This is a genomic window from Pseudomonas sp. IT-232MI5, from assembly GCF_949767845.1.
GTDB lineage: Bacteria > Pseudomonadota > Gammaproteobacteria > Pseudomonadales > Pseudomonadaceae > Aquipseudomonas.
The window spans coordinates 274,089-294,238 of sequence record NZ_CATKQE010000060.1 but is presented as its reverse complement, the minus strand read 5'-3'; the positions used below and the strand labels follow the sequence as shown (position 1 = coordinate 294,238).

General features: G+C 60.1%; 17 protein-coding genes. 8 read left to right on the top strand and 9 right to left on the bottom strand.

What is annotated here, in order from left to right:
• Positions 1–2 precede the first annotated feature (2 nt).
• Genes pilQ through ACM6JQ_RS27695 form a run of 5 tightly spaced genes read right to left on the bottom strand, consistent with a single transcriptional unit; the run spans position 3 to position 4,869 of the window.
• Positions 3–2,081 carry a type IV pilus secretin PilQ gene (gene pilQ / locus ACM6JQ_RS27715; protein ID WP_414895025.1) on the bottom strand — a complete coding sequence of 693 codons (2,079 nt, stop codon included), beginning with the start codon at positions 2,079–2,081 and terminating at the stop codon, positions 3–5.
• A gap of 13 nt (positions 2,082–2,094) precedes the next feature.
• On the bottom strand, positions 2,095–2,622 hold the full coding sequence (locus ACM6JQ_RS27710) for a pilus assembly protein PilP (RefSeq protein WP_095113435.1): 528 nt from the start codon (positions 2,620–2,622) through the stop codon (positions 2,095–2,097).
• Entirely contained in the window at positions 2,619–3,242 is a 624-nt protein-coding gene (pilO, locus tag ACM6JQ_RS27705; protein WP_414895024.1) for a type 4a pilus biogenesis protein PilO, read from the bottom strand. The genes ACM6JQ_RS27710 and pilO overlap by 4 nt, the downstream gene beginning before the upstream one ends.
• Complete coding sequence (locus tag ACM6JQ_RS27700; protein WP_095113434.1) at positions 3,239–3,805, bottom strand: PilN domain-containing protein; 567 nt, start codon at positions 3,803–3,805, stop codon at positions 3,239–3,241. Before ACM6JQ_RS27700 ends, pilO begins: the two co-directional genes overlap by 4 nt.
• A complete protein-coding gene (locus tag ACM6JQ_RS27695) occupies positions 3,805–4,869 on the bottom strand; it encodes a pilus assembly protein PilM (RefSeq protein ID WP_095113433.1) in 1,065 nt (354 codons plus the stop codon). The genes ACM6JQ_RS27700 and ACM6JQ_RS27695 overlap by 1 nt, the downstream gene beginning before the upstream one ends.
• A gap of 219 nt (positions 4,870–5,088) precedes the next feature.
• On the opposite strand from ACM6JQ_RS27695, the gene ACM6JQ_RS27690 reads away from it, so the two are divergent.
• On the top strand, positions 5,089–7,533 hold the full coding sequence (locus tag ACM6JQ_RS27690) for a penicillin-binding protein 1A (protein ID WP_414895041.1): 2,445 nt from the start codon (positions 5,089–5,091) through the stop codon (positions 7,531–7,533).
• 315 nt (positions 7,534–7,848) lie between these two features.
• On the opposite strand, the gene ACM6JQ_RS27685 is transcribed toward ACM6JQ_RS27690, so the two are convergent.
• The 3 genes from ACM6JQ_RS27685 to rpmE all read right to left on the bottom strand — a co-directional run bounded on the left by ACM6JQ_RS27685 (position 7,849) and on the right by rpmE (position 10,343).
• Positions 7,849–9,117, bottom strand: coding sequence for a malic enzyme-like NAD(P)-binding protein (locus tag ACM6JQ_RS27685; RefSeq protein WP_007909407.1), 1,269 nt, complete (start codon positions 9,115–9,117; stop codon positions 7,849–7,851).
• 183 nt (positions 9,118–9,300) lie between these two features.
• A complete protein-coding gene (locus tag ACM6JQ_RS27680; RefSeq protein ID WP_414895023.1) occupies positions 9,301–10,101 on the bottom strand; it encodes a thermonuclease family protein in 801 nt (266 codons plus the stop codon).
• Positions 10,102–10,115: 14 nt separating this feature from the next.
• Positions 10,116–10,343 carry a 50S ribosomal protein L31 gene (gene rpmE / locus ACM6JQ_RS27675; protein ID WP_007909403.1) on the bottom strand — a complete coding sequence of 76 codons (228 nt, stop codon included), beginning with the start codon at positions 10,341–10,343 and terminating at the stop codon, positions 10,116–10,118.
• Positions 10,344–10,631: 288 nt separating this feature from the next.
• Between rpmE and ACM6JQ_RS27670 the strand changes: the two genes are divergently transcribed.
• Positions 10,632–12,851 (top strand): primosomal protein N', encoded by a 2,220-nt coding sequence (locus ACM6JQ_RS27670; RefSeq protein WP_414895022.1) that lies wholly within the window; start codon positions 10,632–10,634, stop codon positions 12,849–12,851.
• Positions 12,852–12,943: 92 nt separating this feature from the next.
• Here ACM6JQ_RS27670 and ACM6JQ_RS27665 read toward each other — a convergent pair whose 3' ends face one another.
• Positions 12,944–13,066, bottom strand: a complete 123-nt coding sequence (locus ACM6JQ_RS27665) for a hypothetical protein (RefSeq protein ID WP_256579857.1) — start codon at positions 13,064–13,066, stop codon at positions 12,944–12,946.
• On the opposite strand from ACM6JQ_RS27665, the gene argS reads away from it, so the two are divergent.
• The 6 genes from argS (at position 13,065) to phaC (ending at position 20,116) form a co-directional block, all read left to right on the top strand.
• Positions 13,065–14,801 (top strand): arginine--tRNA ligase, encoded by a 1,737-nt coding sequence (gene argS / locus ACM6JQ_RS27660; protein WP_095113430.1) that lies wholly within the window; start codon positions 13,065–13,067, stop codon positions 14,799–14,801. The genes ACM6JQ_RS27665 and argS overlap by 2 nt on opposite strands.
• A gap of 1 nt (position 14,802) precedes the next feature.
• Positions 14,803–15,519 (top strand): SPOR domain-containing protein, encoded by a 717-nt coding sequence (locus tag ACM6JQ_RS27655; protein ID WP_007909385.1) that lies wholly within the window; start codon positions 14,803–14,805, stop codon positions 15,517–15,519.
• 232 nt (positions 15,520–15,751) lie between these two features.
• The gene (hslV, locus tag ACM6JQ_RS27650; protein WP_003186641.1) at positions 15,752–16,282 is read left to right on the top strand and encodes an ATP-dependent protease subunit HslV; all 531 of its coding nucleotides are present in this window, start codon (positions 15,752–15,754) and stop codon (positions 16,280–16,282) included.
• A gap of 54 nt (positions 16,283–16,336) precedes the next feature.
• Positions 16,337–17,674 (top strand): ATP-dependent protease ATPase subunit HslU, encoded by a 1,338-nt coding sequence (gene hslU, locus ACM6JQ_RS27645; protein WP_007909384.1) that lies wholly within the window; start codon positions 16,337–16,339, stop codon positions 17,672–17,674.
• A gap of 126 nt (positions 17,675–17,800) precedes the next feature.
• Positions 17,801–18,178, top strand: coding sequence for a gamma-butyrobetaine hydroxylase-like domain-containing protein (locus tag ACM6JQ_RS27640; protein WP_007909382.1), 378 nt, complete (start codon positions 17,801–17,803; stop codon positions 18,176–18,178).
• A gap of 258 nt (positions 18,179–18,436) precedes the next feature.
• Positions 18,437–20,116, top strand: coding sequence for a class II poly(R)-hydroxyalkanoic acid synthase (gene phaC / locus ACM6JQ_RS27635; protein ID WP_007909380.1), 1,680 nt, complete (start codon positions 18,437–18,439; stop codon positions 20,114–20,116).
• The last annotated feature ends 34 nt before the right edge of the window (positions 20,117–20,150 follow it).

Here is a 20,150-nt window from a genome sequence, read left to right as displayed (position 1 = left end):
AATCAACGACTCACAGCAATCGCCTGGTTATTCATGATACGTGGTGTGAGAAATACCAGCAGCTCGGATTTTTTCTCCGAAACCACATCACGCCTGAAAAGGCGGCCAAGATACGGCACATCGCCAAGAAATGGCACCTTATCTACAACCTTGCTTTGAGTATTTGAGAAAACACCGCCAATCACGATGGTTTCGCCGTCGTTGACCAGCACCTTGGCGTTGACCTCGTTTTTCTTGATTGGCGGCACATCCTGCACTTTGTTCAGGTAGTCCGGTTCGTCCTTGGTGACCTTGACCTCCATGATAATGCGGTTGTCGGGGGTGATCTGCGGCGTCACTTCCAGCGATAGCGAGGCTTCCTTGAACGACACCGAAGTCGCACCACTGGAGCTGGCTTCCTGATACGGAATTTCAGTGCCTTTGAGGATTTTGGCGGTTTCCTTGTCGGAGGTGACCACTTTCGGTTGCGAGACGATTTCACCGTTGCCGGTCTTCTCCATCGCTGTCAGCTCAAGATCGAGCAGGACATTGTCAGTGATGAAGGCAATGCCAATCCCTGAAGTATTGCCCACGGTACCCATGTCGACGAACGGTGAGTTGGTGCTGGTGCTGCCGGGTGTACCAATGGTGGTCGACGAACCGTTGACTCCGGAGGCGTTCCAGTTGCCCTTGTTCTGAATCGACCCGCCCCAGCGCACACCCAGACTTTTATCGTAATCGACGTTGGCCTCGACAATTCGCGCCTCGATCATTACCTGACGCACCGGGATATCCAGCTGTGCCACGATTCGCCGCAGTTCGTCGAGGCGATCCTGGGTCTGGTAGGCGATGATGTTGTTGGTCCGTTCATCGACGGTAATCGAACCGCGTTCATCGATTTTCGCTTCGGCACTGGTCACCGACTGGAACAACTTGGCGATGTCTGCTGCCTTGGCGTAGTTCACTTGCAGCAGCTCACGGCGCAACGGCGCCAGTTCGGCGATCTGTTTCTGCGACTCCAGTTCCTGGCGCTCGCGTGCTGCGATTTCATCGGCTGGAGCGACCAGCAGCACGTTACCGATCTTGCGTTTATCCAGGCCTTTGGTTTTCAACACCAGATCCAGCGCCTGATCCCACGGCACGTTTTGCAGGCGCAAGGTGATGCCACCCTGCACCGTGTCGCTGGCGACCAGATTGAGATTGGTGAAGTCGGCGATCAGTTGCAGCACCGAGCGCACATCAATGTCCTGGAAGTTCAGCGAAAGCTTTTCGCCCACGTACGCCTGACGGTCAGCGTTGCGTTTTTGCAGGTCATCGACCGTCATTGGGCGGATGCTGACGGTCAGTTTGTTGTCGGTCTGGAAGGTGGAGTACTCGTAGGTGCCGCTGGGCTCGACGGTAATAACCGTGCGATCAGCGGTCACTGCGGCATTGACGAACTGCACCGGGGTGGCGAAATCCTTGACGTCGAGGCGCACCCGCAGCTTCTCCGGCAACTGCGTGCGGGCGAAACTGAGAATGATCTTGCCGTCATGCTCTTGGATATCCGGGGCCATGGTCGGATCGGAAAGGTCGATGACGACATTGCCTTCGCCTGCTGTTCCACGCTGGAAATCCACACCGCGAATCGCCCGGCTTTTCGGTACAAATGCCTTGGTGGGCGCAGTAGCTTTTGCAGTAGCACGAGGCGCAACGACAGCAGGACGCGGCGCAGCTGCCGGTGCGCCCTGACCGACGACCACGAACAGGTTATTGCCCTCGACCCGCGTGGTGTAAGGCGCCAGCTGCGTCAGGCTGACAATCAGCCGCGTGCGCTCCTTCGCTTCGACCACCGTGGCCGTTCGCGCATTGCCACTACCCAGATCGAGGTTCTTGCTGGCCAACTGACTGACAACACCGGGCAGATCCAACGCAATCCGCGCCGGTGATTCAGTGGTGTAGCCCTTGGGCTGCGGCGGCGGGCCGTCGAACGACAACTTCAGCTCGACGCGATCACCCGGCAACGCCGCGACATCCAGCGTCTTCAGATTGGCCGCGAGTACCATCGGCGACATCAGCGCTATCCATAGCGAAAAACCGAGGGTGGAGAAAATCCTGTTCATTGTTCGACTTCCACTATGAGTGCTCTTTCAAAGGAATGGTGCGCGGACGCTCCAGCCAGGCGCCTTCGCCGTCGGGCACGATCTCGACCACATCGACCTGGGTGGCGCTGATGGCGACGATGCGACCGTCGTTGCGCCCCAGGTAATCGCCGACTTTCAGCCGGTGCACCGCGCCCGCTCCGCGCAACAACGCGAAGGAGCCGGAAGCATTGGCAATCGTGCCGACCATCTCGAACTGCTCGATGTTGAAACCTTCGAGGTATTGCTTGACCCGGTTGGGGTCGGGTTTGACGTTGCGTGAGCCATGTTTCTGCCCGGCCAGATCGACCCGCACCTGGCGCGAGAACGGACTGCGCAGGTTGGCCGCGCTGTAAGTGAATGTGGGGTAAGACCGGAATGTCGGGGTTGGTTCAATCTTGCCTGCCGGGCGCAGGCGCACTTCGTTCAGGTAGGCATCGAGATCGCTGAAGTCATCGCTGCCACCACAACCGTTCAGCGCGAGCAGCGTCATCGACAACGCGATGTAACGAATCGGGCTCATTTCTGCAGCCCCTTGTCGTTATAGCGATAGGTCTTGGCAAGGATGCTCATGCGCAGCTTCGGCCCGCCCTCTTTATCGGCAGGAGCGAGTTCGAAATCATGCAAGGTGACAATGCGCGGCAGCCCGGCCACGCCACTGACGAAAGTGGCCAGGTCGTGATAGGCGCCGGTGACGGTGATCTGGATCGGTAGCTCGATGTAAAACTGCTGAGTGACCTCCGGCAGCAGTTTGATCTCTTCGAACTCCAGGCCACTGCCCAGGCCAGTACGGGTGATGTCTTCGAGCAGGCCCGGCACTTCGGTGTCACTGGGCAATTGCCGCAGCAGCACGCCGAAGGTATTTTCCATTTCCTTCATTTGCTGGGTGTACAGCTCGAGATTGGCTGACAGGCGCGCCTTGCTGGCGAACTGTTCCTTGAGCGCGACTTCTTCTTCGCGCTTGGCCTCCAGCTGGTTTTCCATATCGCTGATGAAAAAGTTATAGCCAAGCGCCAACACCAGCACCATCAACAGCGCTCCGGCCATGGCTTTCACGGCGGCCGGCCAGGAACCGATGTTGCTGGTGTCGAGATCGTTGAAATCAATGTCGCGCAGACTTTCCAGCCATTCGGACGGCTTCATTGCTCGTCCTCCACGGTGCGGGGTTGGGTCTGCCGTACCGTCAGTTCAAAGGTGTTGGCCTGATCCACCTGGCCTGCAGTCGTTGCCTTCACCTCATTGAGGCTCGGTGCGTCGAACCAGTCGGAGGCCTCCAGATTGCGCATCAGGTCTGAGACCCGATTGTTCGATTCGGCAGCACCACTGATCGACAGGGTTTTGCCGACCATCTTCACATCGGTGAAATACACGCCGTCCGGCAGCGTACGCGCCAGCTGATCGAAGATTCGCCCGCTGATCTGCCGGTTGCCCTGCAAATCCTGAATGATGCGCATGCGTTCGACCAATTGCTGACGGCGCGCCTTGAGTTCGCTGATCTGCTTGATTCGTTCGTCGACCACGGCGATCTGCTTGCCGATGTAGTCGTTGCGCGCCACTTGCCGCTCAATGGCCGCGCTGATCACCTGATCGGCAATCAGCACCGCTCCGACCGAGCCGACCACCACTCCGATCAAGGCCAGCAGAAAGCGTTTGCGCCGTTCTTCGCGACGCTCTTCGCGCCACGGCAGGAGGTTGATCCGCGCCATCAGTCGAAACTCCTGAGCGCGAGCCCGCAGGCGATCATCAGCGCCGGCGCATCGCTGGCCAATGCTCCAGCGTTGACCTTGCTGCTCAAGGCCATGCTGGCAAAGGGATTGGCTACTTGCGTCGGCGTATTCAGGCGCTGCTCGATCAAACGGTCCAGCCCTGGCACCGACGCCGTGCCGCCGGCCAACAGAATGTGATCGACCGCGTTGTATTGGCCGGAGGCGAAGAAGAATTGCAGCGAGCGCGACACTTGTTGCACCAGCGCCTCGCGAAACGGCTGCAAGACCTCGCTGATGTAATCATCGGGCAGACCACCCTGTTTTTTCGCCAGCCCGGCCTGCTCGAGGGTCAGGCCATAGCGGCGCTGGATTTCCTCGGTCAGTTGCCGGCCACCGAACAATTGCTCGCGGGTATAGATGATCTTGCCGTTGTGCAGGACGCTGAGGGTGGTCATGGTCGCGCCGATGTCGACCACCGCGACGGTCAGACGCTCCTGCGAGGCCGCCAGTTGCGTCGCAAGCAGGCCGAATGAACGCTCCAGCGCATAGGCCTCGACATCGACCACCCGCGCCGTCAGGCCGGCGAGGGCAAGCGCCGCTTCACGGACTTCGACGTTTTCCTTGCGACAGGCGGCGAGCAACACGTTGACCCGCTCGGGATTGCGCGGCGATACACCCTGGACTTCAAAATCGATGGCGACTTCGTCCAGCGGGTAGGGAATATATTGGTCGGCTTCGATCTTGAGCTGGTTTTCCAGCTCGTCGTCGGACAGCCCGGCGTCCATTTCGATGACTTTGGTGATCACCGCAGAACCGGCCACCGCGACCGCCACGCTCTTGAGCCCGGTGCGCGCCTTGACCAGCACACGGCTCAGGGCCTGACCGACGCCTTCAAGTTCGGCGATGTTTTTTTCGACCACGGCGTTGACCGGCAACGGCTCTACCGCATACGCCTCGACCCGGTAGCGATCACCCTGACGGCTCAGTTCCAGCAGCTTCACTGACGTGGAACTGATGTCGATCCCCAGTAACGTATTGGCCTTTTTATTGAAGAGTCCCAGCACTACCAATTCCCTATGACTTTCCGTGAGTTACGGACTCTGTAATACGCATTGCGTTCCTTCACCCCGTCTTGACAGAAGCGCAAATGACGCCCCCAGCAGAAAAGTGCTTATAATGCCCAGCGTTTTTTTCCGCTTTTTACTGCAAGCGCGGATGGTTCTGTGTGTAGCCGGAGCCCCGTCGCCAAATTCATTCTTTGCCCTGGATGTCCAAAAGCCTTGATTCGTCTGCTGAAATTTTTCGGTTGGTCCATCGTCGCCGTTTTCTGCGGACTGCTTTTAGGTCTCAGCGGCGCGTTTCTTTACCTTAGTCCGGGTTTGCCGTCTGTGGAGGCTCTGCGAAGCATTCAGTTGCAGATTCCGTTGCGGGTCTACAGCAGCGACAACAAGTTGATCGCAGAATTTGGCGAAATGCGCCGTACACCGATCCGTTTCGCCGACATTCCCCCCAATTTCATTAATGCGTTACTAAGTGCTGAAGACGACAATTTCGCCAACCACTATGGCGTCGATCCGAGCAGCCTGATGCGCGCCGCGACCCAACTGGTCAAAAGCGGACACATTCAGTCCGGCGGCAGCACCATCACCATGCAGGTGGCGAAGAACTTCTTCCTGACCAGCGAACGCAGTTTTTCGCGCAAAACCACCGAAATCCTTCTGGCCCTGCAGATCGAGCGGCAGCTGACCAAGGATGAAATCCTTGAGCTGTACGTGAACAAGATCTATCTGGGCAACCGCGCCTATGGCATCGAAGCGGCGGCGCAGGTGTATTACGGCAAGTCGATCCGTGATGTCAGCCTGGCGCAGATGGCGATGATCGCCGGCCTGCCGAAAGCGCCTTCGCGCTTCAACCCGCTGGCCAACCCGGCACGCAGCAAAGAACGCCGCGACTGGATCCTCGGGCGCATGTACAAGCTCGGCAAGATCAGCGAAGCGGACTACACCGCCGCGATCAACGAGCCGCTGAACGCCAGCTATCACGTGCCAACCCCGGAAGTGAACGCGCCGTACATCGCCGAGATGGCCCGCGCCGAAATGGTCGGCCGCTATGGCAGCGACGCTTACACCGAAGGTTTCCGCGTCACCACCACGGTGCCGAGCAACCTGCAGGAAATGGCTAACACCGCGCTGCACGAAGGCCTGATGACCTACGACCAGCGTCACGGCTACCGTGGCCCCGAGTCGCGCCTGCCGGGCAAGACCCGTGAGGCCTGGGCCAGCGAACTGACCAAACAACGCACGATCAGCAGCCTCGAACCGGCCATCGTCACCCAGGTCGACAAGAACGGCCTGCAAGTGCTGACGCGCACCGGCGAAGAGCACGTCGCCTGGGACACCATGAAATGGGCACGACCGTTCCTCAACACCAACAGCATGGGCGCCAATCCGCGTCAGCCGTCGGATGTTGCACAGGTCGGCGATCTGGTTCGCGTGCAGCGCCAGAAAGACAATTCGCTGAAATTCAGCCAGATCCCGCAGGCACAAGGTGCACTGGTGTCGCTGGACCCGCAGAACGGTGCGATTCGCTCGCTGGTCGGCGGTTTCGCCTTCGAGCAGAGCAACTACAACCGTGCCATGCAGGCCAAGCGTCAGCCGGGTTCGAGCTTCAAACCGTTCGTCTACAGCGCCGCGCTGGATAGCGGCTATACCGCTGCCACGCTGGTCAACGACGCGCCGATCGTGTTCGTCGACGAGTACCTGGACAAGGTCTGGCGTCCGAAGAACGACACCAACACCTTCCTCGGCCCGATCCGTTTGCGTGAGGCGCTGTACAAGTCGCGCAACCTCGTGTCGATCCGCCTGCTGCAGGCGATGGGCGTGGGCAAAACCATCGACTACATCACTCGTTTCGGCTTCAACAAGCAGGATCTGCCGCCAAACCTGTCGCTGGCGCTGGGCACTGCAACGCTGACGCCGATGGAGATTGCCACCGGTTGGAGTACGTTCGCCAACGGCGGCTACAAGATCACTCCGTACATCATCGACAAGATTGAAAGCCGCAACGGCGACACGCTGTTCGTCGCCAACCCGCCGACCGTGCCTCAGGGTAGTTCGGCGACGGACGGTATCGCAGCGCCGCACACCGATTCGTTTACGGTCAACGCCACACCGGTTGCGGGCGAAGTGCCGGGCAGCGCGGCCGTGCCGCAAGCACCGGCAGTGGCTGAGCGAATTGTCGATGGTCGCACTACGTACATCCTCAACAGCATGTTGCAGGACGTGATCAAGCTTGGCACCGGCCGTCGCGCACTGGCCATGGGCCGCAGCGATATCGCCGGGAAAACCGGTACCACCAACGAATCGAAAGACGCGTGGTTCTCCGGGTATAACGCCGACTACGTGACCACGGTGTGGACCGGCTTCGATCAGCCGGAAAGCCTCGGACGCCGTGAGTTCGGCGGTACTGTGGCGCTACCGATCTGGATGAACTACATGTCGGCTGCGCTCAAGGACAAGCCGCCGCACGTGCAGCCTGAGCCGGAAGGTTTGCTGAGCTTGCGTGTGGACCCGGTCAGTGGCCGTGCGGCGACGCCGAGCACACCCGGCGCGTACTTCGAGCTGTTCAAGTCTGAAGACACGCCACCGTCGGTGAATGAACTGGGCAATGGCGCCGTACCGGGCAGCCCGCTGCCAGCAGATGAGCAGGCGCCGATCGACTTGTTCTGATCTGCTGCTAATGAAAAGCCCCGCCTTCGGTTGAAGTGCGGGGCTTTTTATTGCCTGAGGATCAAGAGCCCCTCACCCTAGCCCTCTCCCGGAGGGAGAGGGGACTGATTGGGGGATGCTGGTGAGTGATGCCGACCTGAACGTGCTGTGCTGAATCCATAGGCGCTAACGCACTTTCAGATCGGTGTATCTCGCGAATCTTCCACGGTCAGTCCCCTCTCCCTCAGGGTTAGGGTGAGGGGGCTCTTGATCTTCGGGCAATAAAAAACCCCGACTCTCACGAGCCGGGGCTTCTGTTTGAAGTGCTACAACGAATTAACCGTTGAACACGTCATCCACGCTTTTCAGCGGGTAGTTCTTCGGATACGGCAGGGTCGCCACACCGGTCTCGATCGCAGCTTTGGCCACAGCGTCGGAGATCAGGGTGATCAGGCGCTTGTCCATTGGCTTCGGAATGATGTACTCACGGCCGAATTCCAGCGGAGCACCGCCGTAGGCATCGCACACGTCCTGTGGAACCGGCAGCTTGGCCAGTTCACGCAGGGCGTTGGCCGCAGCCACTTTCATTTCTTCGTTGATGCGCTTGGCGCGAACGTCCAGGGCACCACGGAAGATGAACGGGAAGCCCAGTACATTGTTGACCTGGTTCGGGTAGTCCGAACGGCCGGTGGCCATGATCACGTCGCTACGGGTGGCGTGCGCCAGCTCCGGGGAGATTTCCGGATCCGGGTTCGAGCAGGCGAACACGATCGGGTTGGCCGCCATCGACAGCAGGCCTTCAGCGCTCAGCAGGTTCGGGCCGGACAGACCGACGAACACGTCAGCGCCTGCCAGTGCGTCAGCCAGGGTGCGCTTGTCGGTGGCGTGAGCGAACACGGCTTTGTACTGGTTCAGGTCGTCACGGCCGGAGTGGATCACGCCGGTACGGTCAACCATGAAGATGTTTTCGATGCGTGCGCCCATGCTCACCAGCAGTTTCATGCAGGAGATGGCGGCAGCACCGGCGCCCAGGCAGACGATTTTCGCGTCCGGCAGGGTTTTGCCAGCGATTTCCAGAGCGTTGATCATGCCCGCAGCGGTCACGATCGCGGTGCCGTGCTGGTCATCGTGGAATACCGGAATGTCGCACTGCTCGATCAGAGCACGTTCGATCTCAAAGCACTCTGGCGCCTTGATGTCTTCCAGGTTGATGCCACCGAAGGTGATGGAGATACGCTTGACGGTGTCGATGAAGGCTTGCGGGCTTTCGGAGTCGACTTCGATGTCGAAAACGTCGATACCGGCGAAGCGCTTGAACAGTACGCCTTTACCTTCCATCACTGGCTTGGAAGCCAATGGGCCGAGGTTGCCCAGGCCGAGAATCGCGGTGCCATCGGAAATGACTGCAACCAGGTTGCCCTTGCCGGTGTATTTGTAGGCCAGTTCAGGATCGCGAGCGATCTCACGCACTGGTTCAGCTACGCCGGGGCTGTAGGCCAGCGACAAGTCGCGAGCGGTAGCAGTGGCCTTGGTGAGCTCGACACTCAGCTTCCCTGGACGAGGATTGGCATGATATTCGAGAGCGGCAGTTTTCAGATCAGACATTTTGGCATTCCGCTTTTTACTGTTGGACAGACTGGTCAGCGAGGATACGCGCCTCGCAAAGTCCCCACAAGACTGAGCGGTCACCCCTGTCAAGCGCCCTGCCCTACGACTTTGGGCCAAGAGCCACGGCGCACAAGGGCTGGACTGTTCACAATCGACAGAAAAAATGTCTACAATTTTTCTTCAGTGCGGCGTTTGCAACATTGATGGATCCGTCAGCGGAAGCAACCAACGTGACTGACCGGATTGCAGCCCAGCGCGCCGCGAACGATCGACGATCCAGCCACGAGCCTCGATCTGCTTGCCTTTCAGCGCTTGCAAATGGGCATTGTCGAATTGTCCGACCAGATTGGGTGCAACGCGCAACACAAGCGCGTCCTGCAACTCGATCCAAATTCCACCGCGATTGCGCTGAACCTTGCTCACACGCCCACTGATCACGGCGAAACCCGAGCGTTGAATCTGCGCCGCTTTCAGTACAGGTGACTGCCGCCAGAGGCCCAGCCCGGCCTTTCGCGCACTGCGTTCGGCGGCTTGCTGACAGGCAACAAGATCGACATTCGGCGCAACGGCGACCTGATAACCGAGGCCATCGGCGAGCATTTGCGCTTCGAGATTGGCGCCGCTGGCACTGTAAATATGCGCGAGCGTACGCCCATAGTGGTCTTTGGCTTGCGTGCCGGGGAGCAAGCCGACACGTCCGCCGCTGGCATCGACCAGCGCTTGCAGGCGCTTGCGTGCCGCCACCGCGAAAGGTTCATCGCTGCGGCCCTGCTTGCCCAGCTCAGGCGTGTTGAGGCCGATCATCCGCACGCTGCGGCCGTCGCTCAAACGCAAGGTGTCGCCATCGACCACGCGCTGCACCGTAACGCTGGTCAATCCAGTCGGCGCCGGGCAATAGGCTTGCGCGCCGGACAGCCAAATCGCGGACACAAAAAAGGCGCCCGCGAGGGACGCCTTTTTCAGCAACGAGGAAAAGCCCACCGGGCCCTTCAACCTTACTCTGCAGCAGCAGGTTTCTTGCCGAAAGCACCGAAACGGTCTGCGAACTTCTGAACGCGACCACCGGTGTCCAGAGTCTTCTGCTTACCGGTGTAGAACGGGTGGCATTCGTTGCACACGTCGATTGGCAGAGCTTTGCCGAAAGTCGAACGGGTTTCGAACTTGTTGCCACAGCTGCAGGTAACAGCGATGACTGGGTAATTCGGGTGAATATCAGCTTTCATGGTGTCTTCCTCAGCTAGCGTGCCGCCACCCAACACTATTGTTGAATACCGCACGTAATTAGGCCGCGGATTCTACCAGACCTTTTCAAACACGCAAGCTGTCACCGAGACCGACCGTCTGCTAGGCTCCCGGCCCATTGCACTACCGCTGTGGGAGCGAGCCTGCTCGCGAAGACGATCTATCTGCCAGCATCTTCGTCGCCTGACACACTGCTTTCGCGAGCAGGCTCGCTCCCACAGGTTATGTAAGCAGTCCTTTTAATCGCCTGTTGATCGAGATCCCCCCGCGTGCCCGATGCCATTCTGCGCCTCGCCCTGCCTTCGCCCTTGCGCCGCCTGTTCGATTACCGGGCGCCGGCCGGCGTGCTGCGCGAGCAATTGCAGCCGGGCATGCGCTTGCGGGTGCCGTTCGGTCGGCGCGAGATGATCGGGATTCTGGTCGAGGTCACCGACACCAGCGAAGTGCCGGTGGAGAAACTCAAACCGGCGCTGGCCCTGCTCGATGCCACCGCGCCGCTACCACCGGCGCTGTTCAAGCTGTGCCTGTGGACATCACAGTATTATCAGCACAGCCTCGGCGACACCCTGAGCTGGGCACTGCCGGTACTGCTGCGCCAGGGTGAGCTGGCCGAGGCCCGGCAGGAACGTTTCTGGTCGATCGTGCCTGGCGCCAGCCTTGATGATCCGCGCATCGCCCGCGCACCGCGCCAGCGTGAAGCACTGGCGACGCTGGCCCAGCACCCCCACGGAGTCGCCCATCAGTTGCTGAGCAAACTGATGCTGAGCAAGGACAGCCTTGATCTGCTGCTGGCGAAAAACCTGGCGCAAGTGGAAATTCGCCGCCATGCACCCGGCGTGCGCCATGAGCATTGGCTGGCGCAACCGGAATTGCCGCTGAACACCGAGCAGCGCGCCGCGTATGAAGCAATTCGCGCCGGTTTCGACAGTTATCACGCCTTTCTGCTGGCCGGGGTCACCGGCAGCGGCAAGACCGAAGTCTATTTGCAACTGATCCGTGAAACCCTCGAAGCCGGCAAACAGGCACTGGTGCTGATCCCGGAGATCAACCTCGGCCCGCAGACCCTGGCGCGCTTCGAGCAGCGTTTCAATGCGCGCATCGCCCTGCTGCACTCGGCAGTCAATGACCGCGAGCGCCTCGAAGCCTGGCTCGCAGCGCGCGATGGCGAGGCCGACATTATTATCGGCACGCGTTCGGCGCTGTTCACGCCGATGAAAAACCCCGGGCTGATCATCATCGACGAAGAGCACGACGGCTCTTATAAACAGCAGGAAGGTTTGCGTTACCACGCCCGCGATCTGGCGCTGGTGCGTGCGCGGCAGGAAAACATCCCGATCGTGCTCGGTTCTGCGACGCCATCGCTGGAAAGTCTGCACAACGCCTACACCGGCCGTTACGGCCTCCTACGCCTGAATGAACGTGCAGGCGGTGCCAAGCAGCCGCGGTTCCTGCGTCTGGATGTAAAAAGCCGCCCACTGGACAGCGGTATTTCCGGGCCGATGCAGCAAGCCATCGGTCAGACGCTGGCGAATGGGCAACAGGTGCTGGTGTTCCTCAACCGTCGCGGCTTTGCGCCGACGCTGTTGTGCCACGACTGCGGCTGGATGTCCGAGTGTTCGCGCTGCGATGCGCGGATGACCGTGCACCAACGCTACGGCGAACTGCGCTGCCACCACTGTGGCTACGTCGAACGCACCCCGCGCCAGTGCCCGAAGTGCAACAAGGTCGATCTGCGCCCGGTCGGCGCCGGCACCGAGCGTGCCGAGGAACGTCTGGCGATTCTGTTTCCCGATTACCCGGTACTGCGCGTCGACCGTGACAGCACGTCGCGCAAGGACGCGATGAATCAACTGTTCGCGACGATTCAGAAAGGTCAGCCGTGCATCCTGGTCGGTACGCAGATGTTGGCCAAGGGGCACCATTTTCCACGGGTGACGCTGGTGTCGATTCTGGATGCTGACGGCGGCCTGTTCTCCGGCGACTTCCGCGCCAGCGAACGGATGGCGCAGTTGATCGTGCAAGTCGCCGGCCGTGCCGGGCGAGCCGAAGAGCCGGGCAAGGTGATCATCCAGACCCACCTCGCCGACCATCCTTTATTAGTACAACTTACCGAACAGGGTTATTTCGCCTTCGCCGAACAGGCTCTGAGCGAGCGTCGCGCCGCCGGCCTGCCGCCGTTTGCGCATCTGGCGTTGTTGCGTGCCGAAGCGCACAAGCCGGGACAGGCGGAAGGCTTTCTCGATGAGGCGTGCAGCGAGGCCGAGCGCTTGCTGGCCGAGCAGAATCTGAGCGGGATTGAACTGCTCGGGCCAGTGCCGGCGCCGATGGAACGCCGCGCCGGACGTTATCGCGCGCAGTTGTTGTTGCAGGCGACAGCGCGGGCACCGTTGCATCGGTTGCTGGCCAGTTGGCTGCTGGTGCTGGAGCAGATGCCGAGCGGGCGCGCGGTGCGCTGGTCGCTGGATGTCGACCCCGTCGATTTGTATTGAAGATCAAAAGATCGCAGCCTGCGCAGCTCCTACAGGAAAATGCCTATCGCCGTGTAGGAGCTGCCGCAGGCTGCGATCTTTTGATCTGAATGTCACCACATATCCATAAGCTGCCTGCTAAGGTTGGCAAGCCCGTCTTCGCAACGGATAATGCCCAGTTTTTCCACCCGCGCATCGATGCGCCCGCCGCGCTTGCGGTCGAAAGAGAAGACCATGAAAGACACCATTCGCCAGCTGATCCAACAAGCCCTCACCCAACTCGTCAACGAAGGTGTGTTGCCTGAAGGCCTGTCGCCGGCGATCCAGGTGGAGAACGCCCGCGACAAGACCCACGGCGACTTCGCCAGCAACATCGCGATGATGCTGGCCAAGCCTGCGGGCATGAAGCCGCGCGATCTGGCGGAAAAAATCATCGCCGCACTGCCGGCTGACGAGAACGTCACCAAGGCCGAAATCGCCGGCCCGGGCTTCATCAATTTCTTCCAGAACACTCAGGCCCTGGCCTCGCGTCTCGACGCTGCCTTGGCTGATGCCCATGTTGGCGTGCGCAAGGCTGGCCCGGCGCAGCGCACTGTAGTCGACCTGTCGGCACCGAACCTGGCCAAAGAGATGCACGTCGGCCATTTGCGTTCGACCATCATTGGCGACGGCGTGGCCCGCGTCCTCGAATTCCTCGGCGACGAAGTGATCCGTCAGAACCACGTTGGTGACTGGGGCACCCAGTTCGGCATGCTGATGGCGTATCTGCAGGAAAACCCGATCACCAGCGACGAGCTGTCTGACCTGGAAAACTTCTACCGCGCGGCCAAGCAGCGTTTCGACGAGTCCGCAGAATTCGCCGACCGCGCCCGTGGTCTGGTGGTCAAGTTGCAGGCCGGCGACGCCGAGTGCCTGGCCCTGTGGACCAAGTTCAAGGACATCTCGCTGTCGCACTGCCAGAAGATCTACGAACTGCTCAACGTCAAACTGACCATGGCCGACGTGATGGGCGAAAGTGCCTATAACGACGACCTGATCAACGTGGTCAACGACCTGAAAGCCGCTGGCATGCTGGTCGAGAGCAACGGCGCCCAGTGCGTGTTCCTCGACGAGTTCAAGAACGCCGACGGCGACCCGCTGCCGGTGATCATCGTCAAGGCTGACGGCGGCTACCTCTATGCCACCACTGACCTGGCAGCCGTGCGCTACCGCAGCGGCAAGCTGAAAGCCGATCGCGCGCTGTACTTCGTCGACCAGCGTCAGGCCCTGCACTTCCAGCAAGTGTTCGCCGTGGCGCGCAAGGCCGGTTTCGTCACCCATCCGATGGAAATGGAACACATGGGCTTCGGCACCATGAATGGCGCCGATGGCCGTCCGTTCAAGACCCGTGACGGCGGCACCGTGAAGCTGATCGACCTGCTGACCGAAGCACAGGAACGTGCCTACAGCCTGGTGAAAGAGAAGAACCCGGAGCTGGCCGAAGACGAACTGCGCAACATCGCCAAAGTCGTCGGCATCGGCGCGGTGAAGTACGCCGACCTGTCGAAGCACCGCACCAGCGACTACAGCTTCAACTTCGACCTGATGCTCAACTTCGAAGGCAACACCGCGCCGTATCTGCTCTATGCCTACACCCGCGTCGCCGGCGTGTTCCGCAAACTGGGCAAGGACTTCAGCGAAGTCGATGGCCAGATCGTGCTGGAAGCCGCACATGAGCAAGAGCTGGCGGCGAAACTGGCGCAGTTCGGCGAAGTGCTGAACAACGTGTCCGAGAAAGGCACGCCGCACATTCTCTGCACTTACCTATACGACGTTGCCGGTCTGTTCTCCAGCTTCTACGAGAACTGCCCGATCCTCGCCGCCGAAACCCCGGCCCAGATGCAGAGCCGTCTGCGCTTGGCCGCGCTGACCGGTCGCACCCTCAAGCAAGGCCTGGAGCTGCTGGGTCTGGAAACTCTGGAGCGTATGTAAGTTGGCTGCCAAGAAAAAACCTGCACCCAAGCGTGGCGCCAGCCGTTACCAAGCTCCTGCGAAGCAACCGATTCCGGGCTGGCTGTGGATGGCCATCGGCCTCACGGTCGGCGCGTTCATCGTGTTCCTGATGAAGCTCGAGCCGGGCAAGGGTAGCGACACGGTCAAGCGTGAGAAGGTCGAACAGGCGCAACAGCAGAAAGCGTCGAAGATCGCCGAGGCCAACAAGACTCCGCCGAGTCCGACTCAGCCAGTGAAGCCGAAGTACGACTTCTACACCCTGTTGCCGGAATCGGAAGTGATCGTGCCGCCGGACGCGGTGCCGGAGAAGACTCTACCGACGCCACAAGTGCCGGCCATCCCGACCACGCCAGTGACCCCGGCGGAAGCGGCGAAGATCGACACCGCGCGCGCTCAGGCAGCGTTGGCCGGGATTACCCCGCCGCCCGCGCCACCGGTGAGCAAAGCGGCGCCGGTGACCAAGTTCTTCCTGCAGGCCGGTTCGTTCCGCAAGGAAACCGATGCCGACAAGGTTCGCGCGCAGATCATTCTGCTCGGTCAGGCGGTGGCGGTTGAGTCCGGCACGGTGAAAGATGAAACCTGGTATCGCGTGTTGGTCGGCCCGTTCAGCAACCGTGAACAGCTGACCACCGCACAGAAACAACTGGCCGGCGCCGGCTTCAGCAACCTGTTGTTACAACAACGCCAAAGCCGCTGACCCTCGGCCGATCATTCCCACGCTCTGCGTGGGAATGCCTCAAGGGACGCTCCGCGTCCCAGCGGTGAAGGGACGCAGAGCGTCCCGGGCTGCTTTCCCACGCAGAGCGTGGGAACGATCAAATACAAGACACCGCTCGTCCCCTCTCCTGCGCTACGGTTGAAATCCTCTCCAGCACCCCCATATGAATGGGCATAAGGCACTTTCGCCCCGCTGTGTGGAGACTCTTCCCTTGACCACCATCGTTTCAGTCCGCCGTCACGGCAAAGTCGTCATGGGCGGCGACGGCCAGGTTTCTCTCGGCAATACCGTGATGAAAGGCAACGCGAAAAAAGTTCGTCGCCTGTACCACGGTCAGGTCATCGCCGGTTTTGCCGGTGCCACCGCTGACGCCTTTACCCTCTTCGAACGTTTCGAAGGCCAGCTTGAGAAACATCAGGGCCACCTGGTACGCGCCGCTGTCGAACTCGCCAAAGAATGGCGCACCGACCGCTCCCTGAGCCGCCTCGAAGCCATGCTCGCGGTGGCCAACAAAGACGCTTCGCTGATCATCACCGGCAACGGTGACGTGGTTGAACCCGAAGATGGCCTGATCGCCATGGGTTCCGGCGGCGCCTACGCGCAAGCCGCCGCCAGCGCGCTGCTGAAAAAGACCGACCTGTCGGCCCGTGAAATCGTCGAAACCGCCCTCGGCATCGCCGGCGACATCTGTGTATTCACCAACCACACTCAGACCATTGAGGAGCAGGATCTCGCTGAATAAGCCTGACGCGGCCCTGTGCCACGGCTTGTTTCTGCTTGAGGACCGTCAATTATTATGTCCATGACTCCCCGCGAAATCGTCCACGAACTCAACCGCCACATCATCGGCCAGGACGATGCCAAGCGCGCCGTCGCGATTGCCCTGCGCAACCGCTGGCGCCGCATGCAGCTGCCTGAAGAGCTGCGTGTTGAAGTGACCCCGAAGAACATCCTGATGATCGGCCCGACCGGCGTCGGTAAAACCGAGATCGCCCGTCGTCTGGCGAAACTGGCCAACGCGCCGTTCATCAAGGTCGAAGCGACCAAGTTCACCGAAGTCGGCTACGTTGGCCGTGACGTCGAATCGATCATCCGTGATCTGGCCGACGCCGCGATCAAGATGCTCCGCGAGCAGGAAATGACCCGCGTGCGCCATCGCGCCGAAGACGCTGCCGAGGATCGTATCCTCGACGCACTGCTGCCGCCGGCACGCATGGGCTTCAGCAATGAAGAAACCCCAAGCAGCGATTCCAACACCCGTCAGCTGTTCCGCAAGCGTCTGCGCGAAGGTCAGTTGGATGACAAGGAAATCGAAATCGAAGTCGCCGAAGTGGCCGGCATCGAGATCGCCACGCCGCCAGGCATGGAAGAGATGACCAACCAGTTGCAGTCCTTGTTTGCCAACATGGGCAAGGGCAAAAAGAAAGCGCGCAAGCTCAAGGTCAAAGAAGCGCTGAAGCTGGTGCGCGACGAAGAAGCCGGGCGTCTGGTCAATGAAGAAGAGCTGAAAGCCAAAGCGCTGGAAGCGGTTGAACAGCACGGTATCGTGTTCATCGACGAGATCGACAAAGTCGCCAAGCGTGGCAACGTTGGCGGCGCCGATGTGTCCCGTGAAGGCGTGCAGCGCGACCTGCTGCCGCTGATCGAAGGCTGCACCGTCAACACCAAACTGGGCATGGTCAAAACCGACCACATCCTGTTCATCGCCTCTGGTGCTTTCCACCTGAGCAAGCCGAGCGATCTGGTGCCTGAGCTGCAAGGTCGTCTGCCGATCCGCGTCGAACTCAAGGCCCTGAGCCCGTCGGACTTCGAACGTATCCTCAGCGAACCGCATGCCTCGCTCACCGAGCAATATTGCGCACTGCTGAAAACCGAAGGCCTGAACATTCAGTTCGAGCCCGAAGGCATCAAGCGTCTGGCGGAGATCGCCTGGCAGGTCAACGAGAAGACCGAGAACATCGGTGCCCGTCGTCTGCACACACTGCTTGAGCGTCTGCTTGAAGAGGTGTCGTTCAGCGCCGGCGATCTGGCCAGCACGCACGATGAGAAGCCGATTCTGATCGACGCCGAATACGTCAACAGCCACCTCGGCGAATTGGCGCAGAACGAAGACCTGTCCCGTTATATCCTGTAGGTCACCGTCCCTGTAGGAGCTGCCGCAGGCTGCGATCTTTTGATCTTTGATTTTTAAAAGACAAGATCAAAAGATCGCAGCCTGCGGCAGCTCCTACAGGGTGTTCCTCTAGTCGGATGACCTGCAATGACTACTATCCCCACCGACATCAAACTGCACAAAGCCTCGAAAACCCTGACGCTCACCTACGCGTCCGGCGAGGAATACACCCTGCCCGCCGAATTCCTGCGCGTGCATTCCCCCTCCGCCGAGGTCCAGGGCCACGGCAAACCGATCCTGCAATTCGGCAAGCTCAACGTCGGCCTGAGCAAACTGGAACCGGCCGGTCACTACGCACTGAAACTGACCTTCGACGACGGTCACGACAGCGGCTTGTTCACCTGGGATTATCTATACGAGCTGGGGCGACGTTATGACGCACTCTGGGCCGATTATCTGGCCGAGCTCAAAGCGGCGGGCAAGACCCGCGATCCGAACGAGTCAGTCGTCAAGCTGATGCTCTAGCTCGTGCCTTGCGCTCATTAGAGGGCATTTTCTAAATTCATCTGTTTGAATGCTCTGCTGTGTGGCCGAGGATCGGCCCGCTTGCGAAAAAAATTAAACTCGGGTAACCAATGGAGCTGGCAAGTTCCCTGCAGTGCTCTACGACTGTAAAGCAGCTATGCAGAATTAACGGTCACCCGAGCAGTAGTACCTGGCATTGGCTGTGGAACTGCACAGCAGAAAACCGGGTACTCGTCTCAGGACAATGGAGCGTCGTAGATGAGTAACAAGAATAACGATGACCTGAAGTACCAAGCCTCGGAAAACACCCTGGGGCTTAATCCCGTCGTTGGGCTACGCGGAAAGGATCTGCTGGCCTCTGCTCGTATGGTGCTGAAACAGGCCATCAGACAACCGATCCATAGCGTCAGGCACGTTACCCATTTCGGCCTCGAACTGAAGAACGTGCTGTTTGGTAAATCCGAACTGCAACCGGCTGGCGATGACCGTCGCTTCGCCGATCCTGCGTGGAGCCAGAACCCGCTCTACAAACGTTATCTGCAAACTTACCTGGCGTGGCGCAAGGAACTCCATGCCTGGATCGATGACAGCAGCCTGTCACCCAAAGACATCGCCCGCGGCCACTTCGTCATCAATCTGATGACCGAAGCCATGGCCCCGACCAACACCGCGGCCAACCCGGCCGCCGTCAAACGCTTCTTCGAAACCGGTGGCAAGAGCCTGCTCGATGGCCTCTCGCATCTGGCCAAGGATCTGGTCCACAACGGCGGCATGCCGAGCCAGGTCAACATGGGCGCGTTCGAGGTCGGCAAGAGCCTCGGCGTCACCGAAGGCGCGGTGGTGTTTCGCAACGACGTGCTGGAGCTGATCCAGTACAAGCCGATCACCGAGCAGGTCCACGAGCGTCCACTGCTGGTGGTGCCGCCACAGATCAACAAGTTCTACGTATTCGATTTGAGCCCGGACAAGAGTCTGGCGCGCTTCTGCCTGCGCAATAACGTGCAGACGTTTATCGTCAGCTGGCGCAACCCGACCAAGGCGCAGCGCGAGTGGGGCCTCTCGACGTATATCGATGCGCTGAAAGAAGCGGTCGACGTGGTCACCGCGATCACCGGCAGCAAAGACGTAAACATGCTCGGCGCCTGCTCCGGCGGCATCACCTGCACCGCCCTGCTCGGCCACTACGCGGCGATCGGCGAGAAGAAGGTCAATGCCCTCACGCTGCTGGTCAGCGTGCTCGACACGACACTGGACAGCGACGTCGCCCTGTTCGTCGACGAGCAGACCCTGGAGACCGCCAAGCGCCACTCGTACCAGGCCGGCGTGCTCGAAGGCAAAGACATGGCCAAGGTCTTCGCGTGGATGCGTCCCAACGACCTGATCTGGAACTACTGGGTCAACAACTACCTGCTCGGCAACGAGCCGCCGGTGTTCGACATCCTGTTCTGGAACAACGACACCACACGGTTGCCCGCCGCATTCCATGGCGACCTGATCGAGATGTTCAAAAACAATCCACTGATTCGCCCGAATGCACTGGAAGTGTGCGGCACGCCGATTGACCTCAAGCAGGTCACCGCTGACATCTTCTCGCTGGCCGGCACCAACGACCACATCACACCGTGGAAGTCCTGCTACAAGTCGGCGCAGTTGTTTGGTGGCAAGGTCGAATTCGTGCTGTCGAGCAGCGGGCATATCCAGAGCATTCTCAACCCGCCGGGCAACCCGAAATCGCGTTACATGACCGGCGAAGAGATGGCGGCCAATGCCGATGAGTGGCAAGAGAACTCGACCAAGCACACTGATTCCTGGTGGCTGTACTGGCAAGCGTGGCAGGCCGAGCGCTCGGGCAACCTGAAAAAGGCCCCGTTGAAACTGGGCAACAAAGCGTATCCGGCGGGTGAAGCATCGCCGGGCACTTACGTTCACGAGCGGTAACTGACACCACCACACCCCGTGTAGGAGCAGCCTT